The organism is Pedobacter gandavensis (assembly GCF_032677645.1).
GTDB lineage: Bacteria > Bacteroidota > Bacteroidia > Sphingobacteriales > Sphingobacteriaceae > Pedobacter > Pedobacter gandavensis_A.
In genome coordinates this window covers 156,906-175,311 of sequence record NZ_JAVTSB010000002.1, presented here as the reverse complement: position 1 = coordinate 175,311, position 18,406 = coordinate 156,906, and the positions used below count along the sequence as shown (strand labels likewise).

At 43.2% G+C, this 18,406-nt stretch carries 13 protein-coding genes; 6 read left to right on the top strand and 7 right to left on the bottom strand.

What is annotated here, in order from left to right:
- The first annotated feature begins 2 nt into the window (after positions 1-2).
- Positions 3-998, top strand: a complete 996-nt coding sequence (locus tag R2Q66_RS04250; RefSeq protein ID WP_316746764.1) for a PorP/SprF family type IX secretion system membrane protein — start codon at positions 3-5, stop codon at positions 996-998.
- 11 nt (positions 999-1,009) lie between these two features.
- Positions 1,010-3,004 (top strand): OmpA family protein, encoded by a 1,995-nt coding sequence (locus R2Q66_RS04245; protein WP_316746763.1) that lies wholly within the window; start codon positions 1,010-1,012, stop codon positions 3,002-3,004.
- A gap of 3,156 nt (positions 3,005-6,160) precedes the next feature.
- Here R2Q66_RS04245 and R2Q66_RS23890 read toward each other — a convergent pair.
- Entirely contained in the window at positions 6,161-6,211 is a 51-nt protein-coding gene (locus R2Q66_RS23890) for a hypothetical protein (protein ID WP_410479381.1), read from the bottom strand.
- On the opposite strand from R2Q66_RS23890, the gene R2Q66_RS23885 reads away from it, so the two are divergent.
- Entirely contained in the window at positions 6,210-6,707 is a 498-nt protein-coding gene (locus R2Q66_RS23885; RefSeq protein WP_410479380.1) for a gliding motility-associated C-terminal domain-containing protein, read from the top strand. The genes R2Q66_RS23890 and R2Q66_RS23885 overlap by 2 nt on opposite strands.
- A gap of 57 nt (positions 6,708-6,764) precedes the next feature.
- On the opposite strand, the gene R2Q66_RS04235 is transcribed toward R2Q66_RS23885, so the two are convergent.
- Positions 6,765-7,775 (bottom strand): type IX secretion system membrane protein PorP/SprF, encoded by a 1,011-nt coding sequence (locus tag R2Q66_RS04235; protein WP_316746760.1) that lies wholly within the window; start codon positions 7,773-7,775, stop codon positions 6,765-6,767.
- Between the two features lie 87 nt (positions 7,776-7,862).
- On the opposite strand from R2Q66_RS04235, the gene R2Q66_RS04230 reads away from it, so the two are divergent.
- Complete coding sequence (locus tag R2Q66_RS04230; RefSeq protein ID WP_316746759.1) at positions 7,863-8,054, top strand: hypothetical protein; 192 nt, start codon at positions 7,863-7,865, stop codon at positions 8,052-8,054.
- 389 nt (positions 8,055-8,443) lie between these two features.
- Positions 8,444-8,959 (top strand): GAF domain-containing protein, encoded by a 516-nt coding sequence (locus R2Q66_RS04225; protein WP_316746758.1) that lies wholly within the window; start codon positions 8,444-8,446, stop codon positions 8,957-8,959.
- A gap of 33 nt (positions 8,960-8,992) precedes the next feature.
- Here R2Q66_RS04225 and R2Q66_RS04220 read toward each other — a convergent pair whose 3' ends face one another.
- The 4 genes from R2Q66_RS04220 to R2Q66_RS04205 are packed head-to-tail and all read right to left on the bottom strand — an operon-like array spanning position 8,993 to position 15,413.
- Entirely contained in the window at positions 8,993-9,847 is an 855-nt protein-coding gene (locus R2Q66_RS04220; RefSeq protein WP_316746757.1) for an N-acetylglucosamine kinase, read from the bottom strand.
- Between the two features lie 18 nt (positions 9,848-9,865).
- The gene (locus R2Q66_RS04215; RefSeq protein ID WP_316746756.1) at positions 9,866-11,206 is read right to left on the bottom strand and encodes a TolC family protein; all 1,341 of its coding nucleotides are present in this window, start codon (positions 11,204-11,206) and stop codon (positions 9,866-9,868) included.
- Positions 11,193-14,327, bottom strand: a complete 3,135-nt coding sequence (locus R2Q66_RS04210; RefSeq protein ID WP_316746755.1) for an efflux RND transporter permease subunit — start codon at positions 14,325-14,327, stop codon at positions 11,193-11,195. Before R2Q66_RS04210 ends, R2Q66_RS04215 begins: the two co-directional genes overlap by 14 nt.
- A 9-nt stretch (positions 14,328-14,336) precedes the next feature.
- Entirely contained in the window at positions 14,337-15,413 is a 1,077-nt protein-coding gene (locus R2Q66_RS04205) for an efflux RND transporter periplasmic adaptor subunit (RefSeq protein WP_316746754.1), read from the bottom strand.
- A 239-nt stretch (positions 15,414-15,652) separates the two neighbouring features.
- Here R2Q66_RS04205 and R2Q66_RS04200 point away from each other — a divergent pair, with 239 nt between their 5' ends.
- Positions 15,653-17,440 (top strand): M61 family metallopeptidase, encoded by a 1,788-nt coding sequence (locus R2Q66_RS04200; protein ID WP_316746753.1) that lies wholly within the window; start codon positions 15,653-15,655, stop codon positions 17,438-17,440.
- 101 nt (positions 17,441-17,541) lie between these two features.
- On the opposite strand, the gene R2Q66_RS04195 is transcribed toward R2Q66_RS04200, so the two are convergent.
- Positions 17,542-18,021, bottom strand: coding sequence for a hypothetical protein (locus tag R2Q66_RS04195; protein WP_316746752.1), 480 nt, complete (start codon positions 18,019-18,021; stop codon positions 17,542-17,544).
- Positions 18,022-18,406: the final 385 nt, after the last annotated feature.

Sequence of the window (18,406 nt, the reverse complement as noted above, 5' to 3'; positions counted from 1 at the left end):
TTATGAAGAACCTAATTCGAATTATTATACTAAGCGCGTTTTTAAATCTGGGAGCAGAAAGGGTTATGGCACAAGTCGATCCTCACTTCTCACAATATTATGCCAATCCGTTATGGCTGAACCCGGCCATGACGGGGGTTATAGATGGCGACTATCGTGTCTCCATCAATGCAAAACAACAATGGGGGTCTATTGCCAATTCGTTTTTAACCGGGGGTGCGTCATTTGATATGGCCCCCGTTAAAAACCTGGCCTTTGGTGGAATGATCTTAAATCAGAATGCCGGAGATATCGGCTACAATCACCTGAGTGCCCTCGCCTCTGCTGCTTACCGCATTCACTTCGGACAAACCGGATTGAATATGATCAACTTCGGGGTGCAGGCAGGGATCATTAACAAAAGTTTTAACGCTTCCAAAATTACCCTCGGAAGTCAGTTTAACCCGGAAACAGGTTATGATCCGGGCTTTGGGATCGGCGAAAATTATGGTGCCACCAATACGCTGGTTCCTGATGTGAATGTAGGGGTGATGTATTTTGATGGAAATCCAGACCAGACCGTGAATGTGTTTGGTGGTGCAATGGCTGCCCACTTAACCAGACCGGTAGATAAGTTCTTAGGAGCTGATGTTAAAATGCCGATCCGCTATGCCGCCCATGGTGGTGCAAGAGTAAGGGTAACCGATATGCTTGACATTACCCCAAATGCCCTGTATATGAAACAAGGTACGGCCAAAGAAACCTCTATTGGCGCTTATGCCAAAGTAATGGTCAATACAGAAACTGATCTGATGTTCGGCACAAACTATAGGGTAGACGATGCTGCAATTGCCTTCTTTGGGGTAAATATTAAAAATATGGTGATTGGGGTAAGTTATGATTTCAATACCTCCAGCCTCAATAAAGCCACCCAAAGTCAGGGAGGATTGGAGTTGTCGATCTCCTTTACCCGAAGAAAAGGAATTATCGGTCCTAATTTCTTTTGTCCAAGATTATAACCCTACGTATCATGAAACTTAGATTATTACTCGTCTTTATGCTGCTTGGCAGTATTGCTTCTGCTCAGTTTGTAACCAACAGTAAAAGGGTTGCAGACATCTATTACCAAAATAAAGAATATTATGCTGCTGCGGAATATTATAAAAAAGCCCTGCAGATTTCTGCGGATACTGCCGGATTTGTTGTCCCTTACGGTTTCGTAAATAAGCTGACAAAAGATAGCCCGAAGAAAGAAGATTACGAATATTCTGTCTACCAGCTGGCGGAGTCTTTAAGACAATATAAAAACTATAGAGATGCCGAAAAATGGTATGCCATTGCCATGACTTTTAGCAACCCTAAATACAAACTTGCCGATTTCTATTATGGCGTTACCCTAAGAGCCAATCAGAATTATGAGGAAGCAATTAAAGCTTTCAAAACCTTTCTGAAGAAAAATAACGGCCAGGGGGAATACCAGGAAAAAGCGAAAACAGGGATTGCTTCCTGCGAGTTTGCTTTGTATGAAGTCAGTCACCCGAGACTATTTAAACTGGCCAGATTAAACAACGATATCAATCAGGCAGGTTCTAATTACACGCCATTACTAAGAGGCAGTACCTTATATTTTACCTCTTCCAGACCGGTAGATAGTAAAGGTAAAAGCGTAGTCTTATCGGATGATAAAAGCGGTGCAAAGGTGACCAGAAAACAAAGTCCTTATATCAATGCGATCTATGAAGCAACCGGAAGCCTGATGAAGGAAAAAATCACCGTGACCAAAGTAGCCATCAATGTAAAAGATAAAGAGCTTGCGGCACCTGCTTTTCTTCCAAATGGAAAGGCGATGTTCCTGACCGGATGGAATGAAAAAGAAACCAGAAAGATCTATCAGGCCAACCGGAGTTCTTCCACTTCAGCCTGGTCTGATCCGGTAGAACTGAGTGGAAGTATCAATATCAATGGCTTCAATTCCATGCAGCCTTTTGTCAGTAAAAATGGAAAATATATGATCTTCTCTTCGGATCGTCCGGGTGGATTTGGTAAATATGATTTATGGTATTGCGCCATTCGTCCAGACGGATCTTTTGGGCAAGCCGTCAATATGGGCAATACCATCAATACTGCCGGTGATGAAGAAGCACCATACTACAACGTCAGAACTAAAAAATTACTGTTCAGCAGCAATGGAAAAGTAGGGCTTGGTGGTTTCGACTTCTACGAAAGTGAAGGCGATTTCGATAGCTGGTCTGATCCCCGTAACCTGGGCTACCCAATGAACTCTTCCAAAGATGATCTTTACTTTACTCCGGCAGATGACGAGGATGAGGAAGGTTATATCAGTTCCGACAGGGAGTCTTTATGCTGCCTGGAAGTATTCCACCTGAAACGTGAATTCCTGAACCTGAAAGGTCAGGTGTTTAACTGTAAAGATGGCAAGCCATTGGAAAATGTAATGATTACCGTCTCGGATTCTTTACAGCGGTTCATGTTTACAACCGGCCCGGATGGAAAGTACAGTTTCAAACTGAACACCAACCGCCAGTTAAAAATTACAGCTTCAAAAAAGGACTTCTTTGATAAAATCCTGACTTATTCTTATGACCAGCTGGCACAAAAAGATACCTTATTAACCGAAGATATTTGTCTGGTGCCATGGCCACCGGGACCTATCGAGTTGAAAAATGTGCTTTATGAATTTGATAAAGCCGAACTGACGGAGGCCTCCAAAGAGAAGATGGATTTCCTATATACCATTCTGGTCGATAATCCAACGATTGAAATTGAACTGAGTGCCCATACCGATAGTAAAGGTACTCCCGAGTATAACCTCGACCTGAGCGATAGAAGGGCGAAATCATGTGTGGATTACCTGGTGAGTAAAGGGATCGACCCAAGCCGCATGACCAGTAAAGGTTATGGCATGAGCAGGCCAATCGCCGAAAACAAATTTAAAAATGGAAAAGATAATCCGGAAGGTCGCGCCTTAAACAGACGTACCGAGTTTATCGTCACTAAGAGATAATAACTTAAAGGTTAATTATAAATTCCCGGTAAACCCCGGTTGATGAAAGCCCTGAAAAGCGCTTTTATCAACCGGGGTTTTTACTTTTCAGTTCATAATCAACACTTTGTTGAAAAAACATTTACCACTGCATTCTATAATAATGTAAATTGGTCCTTATTTTTCAATTATGCGCTACTCTATATATACCATACTGGTATTTTTGCTCTTCTGCTTCGGGAAAGCTAATGCCCAAACTGTTCAGGTAACCAACATTTTGGATGCGGGTCCAGGTTCTTTAAGAGCCGCTTTGGCAGCGATACCCGCCAATAGAACCCTTCCATATATCATTCAGTTCAGTATTCCAGGACCAGCCAACACTGATGGCGACCGTACCATTCGCTTGCGTAGTGCTTTGCCCCTCATCCCTTCCAATGTAGTTATTGATGCCAGTACACAGAGCTGGTCTACGCTGGGCGTGTCTGGTGCAAAAGTAATCCTGGAACCTGAGCGGCCGATCGGAAACACCTTTCCCGGATTAACAATAGGGAACGACTATAGTACTTATGTCCCGGTGTCTAACGTAGAAATCTATGGTTTATATCTGAAAGACTTTGCACAGATTACCGACCTGAGAAATGTGAACCAAAACCAGGGCTCCGGAATTGTGATCCTCTACAGAGCCAGTAACATCAAAATCGGTGCCCCGGGAAAAGGGAATGTGATCAGTGGAAACTTAAATGGAATCCAGATGATGAGCTCCTATTATAACTTTGGTGCCCCGGTAAGTCCGATCAGCATCCAGTCCAATTTAATCGGAGTCAATTACGACGGGATCACCGCAAAATCAAATGTAACCGGAATCCGGGCAAGTCTGGATGAAACCTCCATCAATATCGGAGGTGATAACGCGAATGAAGGAAATGTGATTTCTGCAAACCAATATAATGTGGTCATCAACCGGATCAACCAATACAACAATGTCAGGTATGAGATTAACATCATCAACAATAAAATTGGAACAAACTATACCGGAACAAACGATTATCAGCGATTGGCCTTATTTCTTTCTTCGGCCGGACTGGAGATTTCAGGGGTAAAAATAGATGCGCCCGGCGCCAATGTAACCATGCGGAATAATATCGTTTCGGGGAACAGGACGCAGGGAATCTCGATCAAAAATGCAGACTTTGTATTGACGGGAAATAAAATAGGTACGGGTACCGCAGGAACGGAGAACATGAAAAACGGCATCGGGATCAAAATAGAAACCGAAGGCAAAGGAACCATTGGTGGTGGTGATGCCGGAGACGGAAACACCATTGCTTATAATGATTTCGGTTTTGAATCGGTATCCAATAAACCCGTAAGAATTACACGGAACAGTTTCTATTGTAATGTCAATACCGGAATCGGATTAACCAATTTTATTCTGCAACCCTATATTCAGCTGCTCGTAAAACGCAACGGTTTTGTTTCCGGGAAAGCGATGCCCAACTCGGAAGTAGAACTGTTTTATACCGACAATTGTCCGAATTGTGAGGGCAAGGAATATTTTGCAACGGTACTTACCGGAAGCGATGGCCGCTGGCAATCCCCGGTGCCGCAAAATAGAAATGTAACCGCCACTGCCAGTTTACAAAATACGACTACTTCTCCTTTTGCAAACGGAGATCTGCTACCCAATGAAGCTATCGTAGAAGATGTAACCTGTTTGGGTGATGGCTCTATAAAAGTATTGGAACCAAGGGAAGGGATTACTTTCCAATGGTATAAAATTTTGCCCGATGGTGTACAGCGCCAGGACCTGGGCACTGCACAGGAAATTCTGAATCTGAAAGAAGGACAATATGAACTGGTCATCAACGATGGTTGTAAAGTGATTAAGCATGCGCCACTTTTTGAGATTAAAGACCAGCGTCTGGGGGCAGCATCTATTTTTGTTCCCGCACCCGGTTGCGGAGACAGGCGATTTACGTTTAGCGCCAATGCCGAACGGGGAAAAGGAATCGTAACTTACGAATGGTTCAATCAGGCGACCGGTCTTTCCATAGGCACCGGGAGACAGATTAGTCTCGAAGAAGGGAGTTATTATGTGATCGCCAAAGATGAGGCTGGATGCGAGCAGACTTCCCCGGTTACCACTATCGTCAGAAAACCAATGCCGGTTGTCAATACTTCTGCTATACTCATTACCCAGGCCAGCTGCGGTCAGGCCAATGGCTCAATCACCAGATTAACGATCGACGATGAGACGGGAGCATTACGATATAACTGGGATAAATTAAATCCGAACAACGGAGATGTGATTACACCCGGAATAGCCAATACCCTGGATTTAACAGGTATGGAAGGCGGCCGGTACCGCTTAACCGTATACGACGACGGAGCCTGTTCTCCGGTCATGAGAGAATATACAATCGGGATCATCAATACCATTGCCATCAGCCAGGGACAAATCAGAAATACAACCTGTAATGAAGATAACGGACAGATCAGCAATGTGACCATCATCAATGCAGATCAGTACGAATGGTTTGCACCTTCCGGAGCCAGCATTATAAAAGTAACTGGTTATATCCCCGGAAGTATCATTCCGCCATTAACTGGTCTGAAAGCAGGGGGCTACCGTTTGGTGGCCAGCCTGAGCAATGCAAACTGTACGCAGATCGCCACCTTCAATGTAGCGGCAACGCCATTACCGATCTACCTGTTCAATCCAACGATCAGCCCAACTACCTGCGAAAAAATCAATGGTAGAATCTTAATTGATTATGCTTCTGATTCTCCGATTCCATTTAATTTCCAATGGAAAGATGCCAACAATATAGACAGGGCAGGAACCTTCCGGGAATTGAAAGACCTGGAAGCGGGGAGCTATACCTTATACACTTATGACCGAAATGGTTGTGTGGTTAAGCTTGGGCCATTTGTAATAGGCAATATTCCTTTACTGGTGATCGAACCTTCCAGTGGTGTAGCCACAGACGATGGTTGTACTTTGCTGCGGGGGTCGGTTAAAGATGTGCGCATCAACGGAGGTCTTCCTCCTTATGCCTTTACCTGGACTAACGAAGCTGGTGCCAGAGTACAATCAACACAAGACCTGATTGGCGTACCGGAAGGAAAATATACGCTGACTGTTAAAGACCAGACCGCCTGCGGCCTGGCGGTGAGTCAGGTTTTTACGATTGCCAATCCAGCGATCGTAATTCCAACCCCGGTAATGAACGACCTTCGGGTATGTTACGCTACCGAAATTATGCTGCCTGTGGTGGCACCTGAAGAAGGGACTTACCAGCTGTTCCAGGACGAAAACGATTCCGCACCGATCATGGAATCTACCAACGGACGTTTCGTTTTTAAAGCCTCTAAAACCGCTGATTATTACCTTCGCCGCAAACTGGGAACCTGTACCAGTGAGTTCCGGAAAGTGAAAGTAGAAGTCACCAATGACAACCTCGATATCAAGAACACCATGACACCTAACGGGGATGGGATGAATGATTACTGGATGATTTCCGGATTACCGGAAAAAGTGAACGTAGACATTAAGCTGTATACCAGAAGTGGACAACTGGTCTATGAATCATTGGGTCAGTACAACAAACCTTTTGATGGCCGCTTTAGAGGAAAAGACCTTCCTGCCGGAGCCTATTATTATGTGATAGACCTCAGGGCCGATTGCAAACCTTTGGGAGGGAGCTTAACGCTGTTGCGTTAAGTAAGCAGAAGTAAACCGAAATAAACTAAGCAAACCGGAGCAAACCGGCTTTGGAAATTAAAATTGTCTGGTGGCGCATTTTGCCTGATACCTGTTATTGAGCAAAATGCCCAGCACGATTTCATGCGTTCCGTTATTCACGGATCTTAAGGCAGAAGTGGTTACATCATAAGAGTAGCTGACATTAACGAAGGAGCCTAAGTTTAAGCCCACCAGGGCAGAGAAAGAGTCATTGTTGCGGTAACTTCCACCAACCCAGAATTTATCCTGATACGCGATCTTTACACTGGCATCCAGGGTAGGTGGCGCAGAGATCCAATAACTTAACAGCGCAGAAGGGATCATGGCAATATCTTCATCTACAAAGAATTTATAACCGGCAGTACCATAGAAAACGGTGGTCTGGTAGGCGGATAAACTGGTGCTTTTTACTTCAGTTGGGGCGCGGTAGCCTAACAGCTGTTTGGCAGAACCGCCAAGAAAGAATCGTGGACTATACAACCAAACGCCAAAACCTACATCCGGCCTGATCTTATTGTTGTAATCTGCCGTCAGCAAAGGATCACTGCTATTGTCAACATTTACACTTTTCACATCAATACTTGTAGAACCCATTCCGCCGGAAATCCCTACCGAAAGATTCAGGTCGTAACTCAGTCCCAGGTGGTACGCATAAGTGGCATTCACATTGGTTTGGCGTACCCGTCCGGCCTTATCTGTAATCGCATAGAATCCAATCCCATGGTGCGGTTCGGCAGCGGTATAAGAGTTCACATAACTTCGACTCAGCGGGTTTTCTCCGCTACCGGAAAAGGAGTTCACAGAGCTTCTTACAAAATCTTCACCTATAGGCGCATGAATAGAAACATATTGGGTAACCGGTGCCCCCTCCAATCCTTTCCACTGTGCCCGGTAACCGAGTTTCACATCCGTGTAATTGTCGATTCCGGAAACAGCAGGATTGAACAAATAATTGTTGAATATATATTGCGTAGACCGTGGGTTTTCCTGTGCCAGCCCGGAAAGGCTTAACAGCAAAAACATTAAGAGGCTAATATTAGATTTCATTGTAACTAATTACTAAATGACCATCAATAATAAGATAAATTTTACTCATAATGAACATGATCCTGATTTCTATCCTTAGATTTGCATATGAATTACCCAGAAAGTCACATACAAATGGTTGCGGATACCTTACTTCCCGGCTTTTTACCCAAAGATCCTAACGAAACCATCCTGGTTTTTCACTTCACTTTACCTCCTAATGAGAGCTTCAAGGTCGAATATCTGAAGTCTGCTAAAAATGTATGGGAATTTAGCAAATCGGAGAAAGTGATTCGTTAAAACAGTCTAATTATTATTTTTTAAGAAACTTAAGGAATTTGATTACTTTTGATTGATATTCAGTGTTATACACTGAATTGGTGTGAGGGCACCTCTATTTATATTTAGGCTAATAAAGTATTTTATGAATCAGGTAGCGTAGTAAAATAGGCTATTAAATCAACAGATTGAGTAATAATTACCCGGTGAAACCCAGGTCGTTATGCGCTGTTTATGAGCCGGTTGTTATTCGAGTAGCAAGCGGCGTCTTTGCATTTGGCAGAAATTATTGCACAAAGATGCTATAGGGATTGATTTGGTTTCAATATACATTTTTTCCTGTCTACCATAGAGATAGACCATACCCGGGTATGGTAATTGTTAAAAGGTAATAATTAGATCTTAAAAAATTGGAAAACAACATGGGGGGGCTTCTGATTTCATTGGATGAAGAGGCAAGATTAGAAAATTTAAAAAAATACAAGATATTATACACCAAAACGGAACCTTTCTTTGATCAGCTGGCTGCGGTCACCGCAACTATGATGAATACACCTATTGCCATGATCAACTTTGTGGATCGGGATGTGGTATGGACAAAAGCAGACCAGCATGGCCAGACGGGTAGTGAAATGGTACGGGGAATGAGCCTCTGCTCATTAGCCATATTAAATGAAAGCGTAACCGTATTTGAAGATTTAATACAGAATCCGGTCCTGGTTTCGAACCCAATGTTTGTGGGAGAAGCTGGATTGGGCTTTTATGCGGCAGCAGCCATTACCACAGATGAAGGTTTTAGGGTCGGATCGGTTTGTATCGTAGATAAAAACCCAAGGGTATTCAGCGAAGAAGACCGTAAGAAATTAGAGCGGATGGCCCTGATGGTCAGACTAGAAATGAACAGAAGAATAGAAAATCAGGAGTAATTTAATAGGGGAATAAGTTAAAGCGGGCATTACCTAAACAGTAATGCCTTCTTTTCTTAAGATATAATTGAAAATGCCCGTGATCGGTTTCTGGTAGATCTTACCTACATGCACCTGGTTTTTTGCACAGATTTCCCGAAGGATATCCTGATAATAAAAAGCAATAGAACCTACAAAATGGCAATCCAACGTTTTATAATTGGCGTAATCTTTCACATTGCTATCCACAAATTCCTGAAAACCATCTCTTAAAATCTGTATAATATAAGGATGATCGGTATGGTCTGCCATAAAACGGCTGATGGAAGCGAGGTAGGTATTTGGCGAAGGTTTCTGATACAGGTTGGTCACCACCGTTTCTTTATCCACCGGATAAGCCTTAGCAAAAGCAACACGCAGTTCTGCCGGCATGGTTCCATAAAGGTAGCCGGTGATCATCTTGCGACCGAAAAAAGTACCCGATCCTTCATCACCCAATACATAGCCTAAGCCATGACGACCGGGATGAACAGTTTGTCCATCGTAATAAGAAATGTTGGAACCAGTGCCCAAAATACAGGTCAGACCTTCCTGATCTCCACAGGTTGCATACGCAGAGCCGATCAGATCATGCTCCACAGAAACATAAGCCTGGGTGAAAAAAGAGGAAATCCCGTTAGAAATTACCTCTACTTTGTCTGGCGAAGAGCAGCCGGCACCAAAAAAGTAAATTTCTTTGACCTGTTCAGCATAAGCGGCAATTTCTTTCTTCTTCGAAAAAAGCTTAAAAATATCATGAGCATTTAGAAAATAAGGATTAATTCCTTGAGTGCTAAAGCTAATGGTTGCTTCCGGGGTGTATCCCATCCAGTCTGTTTTCGAAGAACCGCTGTCTGCTACTAGTATCATTCGCTAAAAATAACAATCTTATTGAATATTTAACGTTCCGCTAATTTCTTTTAAGCTGATTTCTGTCAGCTTTGCCTGGTATTGTGCATCCAGGTAACGGGTAATCGCCATTATAGAGTTTCTTTGGGCCTCCCGAAGCTCCAATGGAGGAATACTGCCCAGGCGGTATTTCGCCAGGGTAATGTCAAGATTCTGTTTCGCAATGTCCAGATTGTGCTGCTCTACTTTCAAAAGCTCCAGATTGGTCTGGTAATTTTGAAAAGCAGACAATAACTGCGCATTCAGATCCAGGCGCATTTTCTCCAGGTTAAGCTCCGAAGAATTGATTTCTATTTTCGCATTGCGCTCATTCTGGCGCTGTAAAAAGCCGTTAAACAGGTTCAGACTGGCGGTAACGCCATAGGTGAAGCCCTGGGCGCGGAACTTCTGGTTAAAGCCCGTCGGACTGGTGCTATTCGAAAACTCATAACCACCGTTTAAGCCAACCGTAGGGTAGCGTTGTCCTTTGACCTGCTTTAAGTTTAATTCTGCAATTTTCTTATTGATAAAAGCAGATTGTAGCGTCGGGCTCAACTGTTCCGTTAAACCAACCAGTTCCGTATAATTCAGGTTTTGTTCGATGTTAATCGCTTCGTCTACCTGGAAAACAAGGTTCAGGTCCCGCGCCATCACTTGATTTAAGGTCACCATACTGTTCCTCAACAGGTTTTTCTGTTGCAGGTAAGCAGAAGTATCCGCATTATAATCTACCGTTGCAGCAAGTACATCCAATTTGGAACCTCTTCCGATGGCCAGTTTATTCTGGGCAATGGTTAAGCGCATTTTAGAAATGTCGAGGGCAGTATCTGTGGCCATCACCAATTGCTGTTGTCTGGCAACGGCATAATAACCGCTGATGACATCGGCAACAGTGGTTAAGATCGTTCCTTTGGAATTTACTTCACCCAGTTTCTGCAATTCTTTCAAGCGGTCGTAATTGGCAAACATCTGGAAACCATCAAAGATCGTCCAGCCCAATGCAGCGCCATAATTCTGGTTGGTACTCCGTACCCCATCTGATTTTTTCTCTACCCCGGTAGCTGCGGTTTGCACTGTATTTTGTCTGCTGCCGCCCTTGCTGTAATCGGCGGTCAGTTGTGGCAGCATCCCTGCATTCCCCGGGTTCACATTGTTTTTCGCAATGCGGATATCATTGTTCACGAGCTTGATGTCGTAATTGTTCTTTAAGGCCGTGCTGATGGCTTCTTCCAGACTCAGTTTTTGCTGGGCAAAACCAGTGGTACTGCCAATCAGCAACAGGGCAATGGGGAACAATAGCTTCCTGAATTTCAGGAGCTGAAAGTGATTAAGCTGGTTCATGTGTCTTCGCTAGTTTTTCTGACGCTTCTTCTGCCAATGCGGCTTTCAGCGAAAGGTCTAATTCTGTATTTGCTTTATGTTCTTTTGACCAGTACGAGTAAATGGCCGGGATCACGAATAAGGTCAGGATCAGGGCAAATAAAGTTCCCCCAACGATGACAATACCCATCCCCATTCTACTTTTTGCGGCAGCACCTAAAGCCATTGCAATTGGTAATGCGCCAATGGCAATCGCCAGACTGGTCATTAAAATCGGCCTTAATCTGGAAACCGAAGCTTCGCGAATGGCATCATGCACACTCTTGCCTGTTTCTTTCAGCTGATTGGCAAATTCCACGATCAGGATACCATTCTTGGTCACCAGCCCGATGAGCATAATCGTTCCAATCTGACTAAAGATATTCCAGCTTTGTCCGAAGAGCCATAGCGATAAAAACGCACCGGCAACGGCTAGTGGAACGGTGATAATGATGATGACCGGATCTACAAAACTTTCGAACTGTGCAGATAAAATCAGGTACACCAGTAAGAGCGCCAAACCAAAAGCAAACATGGTGTTCGAAGAACTTTCCTGGAAATCTCTGGACTCCCCGCCTAAATCTGTAGAGAAGGATTCGTCGAGTACCTTTGCCGCAATCCTGTCCATGGCCGCAATACCGTCACCGATACTTTTACCAGGTGCCAGACCTGCGGAAACCGTGGCAGAAATGAAACGGTTGTTCCGGTACAATTGTGGCGGACTACTTTTTTCATTTGCCGTCACAAGGTTATCAATCTGAATCAGCTCACCTTTGTCATTCCGCACATATACGGAACTCAGGTCTAAAGGATCTTTGCGATCACTCATTTCAAACTGCCCGATCACCTGGTACTGCTTGCCATTCATAAAGAAATAAGAGAAACGTTGTCCGCTTAATCCCAATTGTAAGGCAAGGCCGATATCGGAAACCGATACCCCCAGATTTCTCGCTTTATCACGGTCGATGGTTAAATCGATCTCCGGTTTATTAAATTTAAGGTCTACATCAGAAGTGGTAAACGTTGGATCTTTAGCCACCTCATCCATAAACAAAGGCACTTTATCACGAAGCTTCTCGAAGTTCTGTGCCTGGATGATATAGTTCACCGGCAAGCCACCACGACGGCCCACAGAAATCGTAGGCTGTTGCGTCACCACCACTTTCCCTTCGGTATAACCTCTGGTAATTTTGGTCAGCTTTGCCGCGATCTGATCCTGAGTCATCGTACGATCTCCCGGATCACTTAAGCCCATCCGGATGAAACCACTGTTGGTAGAACCCGAACCACCAAATCCCGGAGAAGTAATCGTAATGTTTACTTTCTTTTCCGGAATAGAATCCTGGATCATCTGCGCAATTTTCATCATGAAACGATCCGTATATTCAAAAGAAGAACCCTCCGGAGTAGTTACTCTCATATTGATGGCACTTCTATCATCATAAGGAGCAGTTTCTTTGGGTAAAAGCTGCCAGAAAAGTCCGATAATAGCCACACAGACTACAATAATCGGAATGGCCAGCCATTTTTTATCCAGGAATTTATTCAGGTTTTCCGCATAAGTTTCATTTAGCTTCACAAAGAAAGGCTCTGTCATGTTGTAGAACTTAGACTTCTTATGCCCTGTTTTTTTCATCAGGTAAGCATTCAGCATCGGAGTCAGGGTTAAGGACACAAATGCCGAGATGAGGACGGCAGCGCCGATCACAATTCCGAATTCCCGGAAGAGCCGCCCCACAAATCCTTCCATAAAGATCACCGGCAGGAATACTGCGGCCAGCGTTACCGAGATCGAAATAACGGCAAAGAAAATCTCATTGGAACCTTTAATTGCGGCTTCGAAAGGCGAATAGCCTTCCTCCACCTTTTTGAAAATGTTTTCCGTCACGACAATCCCGTCATCCACCACCAGACCGGTAGCCAGTACAATCGCCAGGAGCGACAATACATTGATGGAGAAGCCGAAAATGTACATGATAAAGAAGGTGAAAACCAGGGATACCGGAATGTCAATCAGCGGACGAATGGCAATGGCCCAATCCCTGAAAAACAGGTAAATGATCAGGATCACCAGCACCAGTGATAACATGATGGTTTCCGCAACTTCCGTTACCGACATTTTGATGAACTTCGTATTGTCTAAAGAGATATTCAGTTTAATATCTTCCGGAATGTCTTTCTTTAACTGCTCAAATCTTTTGTCAAATTCCTTAGAAATCTCCAGGTAATTGGCCCCTGGCTGAGGAATCAGACCAACGGCAACCATCGGTTTTCCGGATTCTCTTAAAATCGTTTCTTCGTTTTCAGAACCTAAAGCGGCATAGCCCACATCTTTTAAACGAACCACCTGATCACCATCATTTTTCAGGATCAGGTTGTTAAATTCGTCCTCATTGGTTAGTTTACCCAATGTTTTTACAATCAGTTCGGTATTGGCACCGGTAATTTTTCCGGAAGGCAATTCTACGTTTTCATTGTTTAATGCCGTTACAATATCCTGGGTCGTTAAACCGTAAGCAGCCAGTTTATCCGGAGAAATCCGGATGCGCATGGCATATTTCCGTTGTCCCTGGATTTGTACGCTACTGACCCCGGTAATGGTCTGGAGGCGGTCGGCAATCACGTTTTCTGCATAATCACTCAACTCCATTACATTCCGTTTATCACTTTGAATGGTCATGGTGATGATGGCATCCGAGTTGGCATCGGCCTTACTGACTACCGGATTTCCATCAATGTCTTTCGGCAAACTTCTGGCTGCCTGGGAAACTTTATCCCTAACGTCATTGGCGGCATCATCGATGTCTTTATTCAGGTTAAATTCTATGGTAATGTTACTGCTTCCCTGGTTACTGGAAGAGGAAATGTTTCTGATCCCGTCTATCCCGTTGATGGATTTCTCCAGGGGTTCGGTAATCTGCGATTCGATAATATCAGAGTTGGCACCCGGGTAGGAAGTCCGCACAGAAACTACCGTAGGGTCGATGTTCGGGTATTCCCGGACACCCAGAAAATTATAGCCGATCACTCCGAAAAGGAGGATCATCAGGTTCATCACGATGGCCAGAACGGGCCTTTTTATACTGGTGGTTGAAATACTCATATATAAAACTTAATTTTTAACCAGTGTAACTTTCACAGGAGCATCCTGCTTTAAAGACATGGCACCGGTTGTTAATACGGTATCTCCAACTTTTAATCCGGAAGTGATCATAATGTTTTCCGCAGTACGGGTGCCCGCTTCTACCGGAACCTGATTTGCTTTTCCATTTTTGCTGATGAATACGGTTTTTCCTTTCAATACCGGAATGATGGCTTCATTAGGAATCAGAATGGCATTTTTGGTGGTCGTTAAGTCGATCTTAATTTTCGCAAAAGAACCCGGACGAAGTTCCTGATCTGCATTAGGAACCAATGCTTTGATTTGTAAAGTTCTGGTGGCGGTATTGATGCCTGGCTCTATCGCATACACTCGACCGGTAAATGTTTTCGGATAACCATCCGTAGTAAAGGAAATGTCTGCACCTGATCTTACTTGTCCGATGTATTTCTCCGGTACAGAAAAGCTGAGTTTTAAAGGGTTGATGCTCGATAAATTGGCAATCACCATGGTAGGGGTCAGGTAAACGCCTTCCGAAATGGAGCGTAAACCAATTTTTCCGCTAAATGGCGCATATATAGACGTTTTTGCCAGCTGGGCGCGAACCAGATTTACCTGTGCTTTTAAAGATTGCAGGTTGGCAAGCGAAGTATCATATTCTTCCTGACTGATCGCTCCTTTTTCCAACAGCTGTTTAGACCTGTTTTCATTGGTGGCACTCAATCGTTGTTTAGTTAAAGCATCCTGTAGTTGCGCCTGAATGTCGCGGTCGTTGATCTTCACCAATAAACTACCCTTCGTTACATTAGAACCCTCTTTGAAATTAATTTTAGTCACCAATCCAGATACCTCAGAACGAAGATCTACAGTTTCATTGGCTTCCAGCGTTCCGGTAATGTCCAGATTACTGCTGAAATCACTGGTCGAAACCACCATCCCGTTTACCTGTAATCCCTTTGCCGGACCACCTTTGCCTTTCGACATTCCGGGACCATCACCGGCGATTTTTTTATTGGCAGAGATTCGGTAGTAAACTAAATAGGCGATGCCTAGAGCGATGAGGGTATAGATAATGTACCTTAGTTTCATATTTGTGTGCTGAATAGGATAATTTAACAAGCAAAAATATTTATTTAAACCGCCTCTAATAGCTTGTATTAAGTATGTTACAGCTTAATTACCATTTTAAAGGCAACAGAAACGGATAAATTATAAATTTGCGAAACAGTATGACCGGGAAAAGGACAGATGGTTTAGCTCACAAAAAAAAATGCCGCTTTGAAAACAGGCGTGTAGGGGAATATATAAATCAGCAGGAAAACAATTCAATGAAAAAAACATTAACAGGGTTAGTAGTATTACTATCATTAAGTATGACCGCAAAATCGCAGGTAAAAGTAGCTTTTGAACTGAGCTTTATAGAGCCGCAAGCACATTATGTAGAAATGGAAATGAATATTTCCGGACTAACCAAAGATTTTGTGGATGTGAAGATGCCAACATGGGCACCGGGTTCTTACCTGATCCGCGAATTCGAGAAAAGTGTAGAAGATTTTACAGCTACTGCCAACGGCAAAGCTGCGAAAGTAGAGAAAGTAAAAAAGAATGCCTGGAGAATCTATTCTGCAAAAGCAAAAAACGTTAAAATTAAATATAGAGTGTATGCATTTGAAGTTTCTGTGCGTACTTCTTTCATCGATGATCGTCACGCATTTTTATCTAGTACAGGAATTTTCATGTATCCTGATGGGATGCTGAACCTGCCGAGCACGGTAAAAGTAATTCCTTATAAAGGATGGACGCAGGTGTCTACAGGTTTAGAGCCGGTTGCCGGACAAAAATTCACTTATAAAGCAGCAGACTTTGACACCTTATTTGACAGCCCGATAGAGGTTGGAAATCAGGACATCTTCGAATTTGATGCTTCTGGTGTAAAACATACCGTAGCCATGTTTGGTGGTGGTAACTACGATAAAGAACGCTTAAAAGTAGATATGGCGAAAGTTGTAGAACAGGGAACAGCCATTTACGGCGAAAACCCAAACAAGCATTATACCTTTATTGTACACAACTTTGAAAGAGGTGGTGGTGGTTTAGAGCATTTGAACTCTACGGTGCTTGGGGCTTCCCGCAATGCCTACAATAAACCAGATGGTTATTTAGGCTTCCTGAATTTGGTGGCCCATGAGTACTACCATTTATGGAACGTAAAAAGAATGCGCCCGATTGCTTTAGGCCCATTTGATTACGACAATGAAAACTATACGACTAACCTATGGGTATCTGAAGGTTTCACTTCTTACTATGAGAATAAACTGGTATTGCGTGCAGGTTTTGTAGACCAGCCAACTTTTGTGGATGGCCTGGCCACCGCAGTAGCTACGGTAACCAATACACCGGGTGCTAAAGTGCAATCCGCAGCAGAATCTAGTTATGATGCCTGGATTAAAGGTTACAGACCAAATGAAAACTCAAGCAATACCGGCGTTTCTTACTACAGTAAAGGTGAAGTTGTCGGTCTGATCATGGACATCGAAATTGCCAATGCTACTAAAGGAAAGAAAAGCCTGGATGATGTGATGAAAGCCATGTACCTGCAGGGAAAGAAACTGAATAGAGGTTATACCGATGCGGAATTTAAAGCGATGGTAGAAAAAATCAGTGGCAAAGACTTTACTGATTTCTGGGCTAAATATGTAACGGGAACGCATCCTTTGGAGTATGATAAATACTTCGGTTATGCTGGAATCCGCGTGAAAAATGAAAACGAAGGAAAACAAATTCCTTATATCGGTGTCGCTTCTAAGAAAACAGAAGGAAGAATCTACATCTCTGCGGTATCGAGAAATTCGGCTGCCTGGGTAGATGGACTAAATGTAAATGATGAAGTAATCAGCGTAAACGATATTCCGGTAGAAGCGGCATTAGAGCGCATGCCGGTAATTGCGGATAGTAAAGTTGGTGATGTGGTTATCGTGAGAGTGAGAAGAGATGGCGAAATACGTGATTTCAAAGTAACGCTAAAAGCGAACCCAAATGTTAAACTGATCGCAGTTATCGACCCGAATGCTACGGCAGCAGAAGTTGCCGTACGTAAAGGCTGGATGGGCGTTTAAAATAAAGCCGCTTTAATTAAAGCGGCTTTATAAATAGAAAAGGGTTAAGTAGTATGAAATTCATACCGCTTAACCCTTTTCCTTTTTAGAATAACGTTGACTTAGAAAGTGAAACGTAAAGATAGTCCTACGCCAGAAGCGTCAAATTCAGTTTCAGGAACCAATCCGATAGCTGGTTTCCAGTCTAACGAAAGGTTGATCGGCGCATCAGCAAATTTATAATCCAGACCTAAAACACCATCTAAACCTAAGTAAAGATCGCTTTCGTTATGTGGTTTGTATTTCACAGATCCTACAGTACCACCAATACCATAGTACCAGTTTAAGCCGGAAGCATTGCTGATTGGGTTATAGATTTCGTATAATCCTGTTACACGGAAATAGCTATAGTTACCGCTTGATCTAAAGTTGGCAATTAAATCTATCATTTTGTTGCCACCCAATGTTGTTTTAAAAGTAACGCCATTAGCCGCACCAAAACGTCCACCAATAGCATTCTTGTAACTTTGCGCGTTTGAAGTAGATTGGAATGCAAACGTAGCAATCACTGATAAACAAATAATAGTAAGTAATTTCTTCATAATTGTGTTTTTAATTAATTTTTGTAACCGATTCCTAGCCTTACAACTATTGTGCCGTAAGTCATGCTAAAGTGTTTTTTCTGTAATATTTCCCGTGATTATGTCGTTTTGTGCGGGGATTTATCTGGAAAGGTTATATAGTTTTACCCGGGGTTACAGATGCCGTACTTTTGGTTTATAACTGCGCTCAGGATGCTGGAAAGCCATATTTTGAGCCAGGCTACTCCTTCAATACTGCTTAAATCTGCGCGGCTGAACGGGTTTTAAAATACAGGCAGGGCCACAAAATCTTCTCCTGTTTATTCTGTACAAAAGAAAACATACCATTATAATAATTGGTTTTAATAGCACATATAATTTGTTAGATTTGAGAAAGGACCAGGTA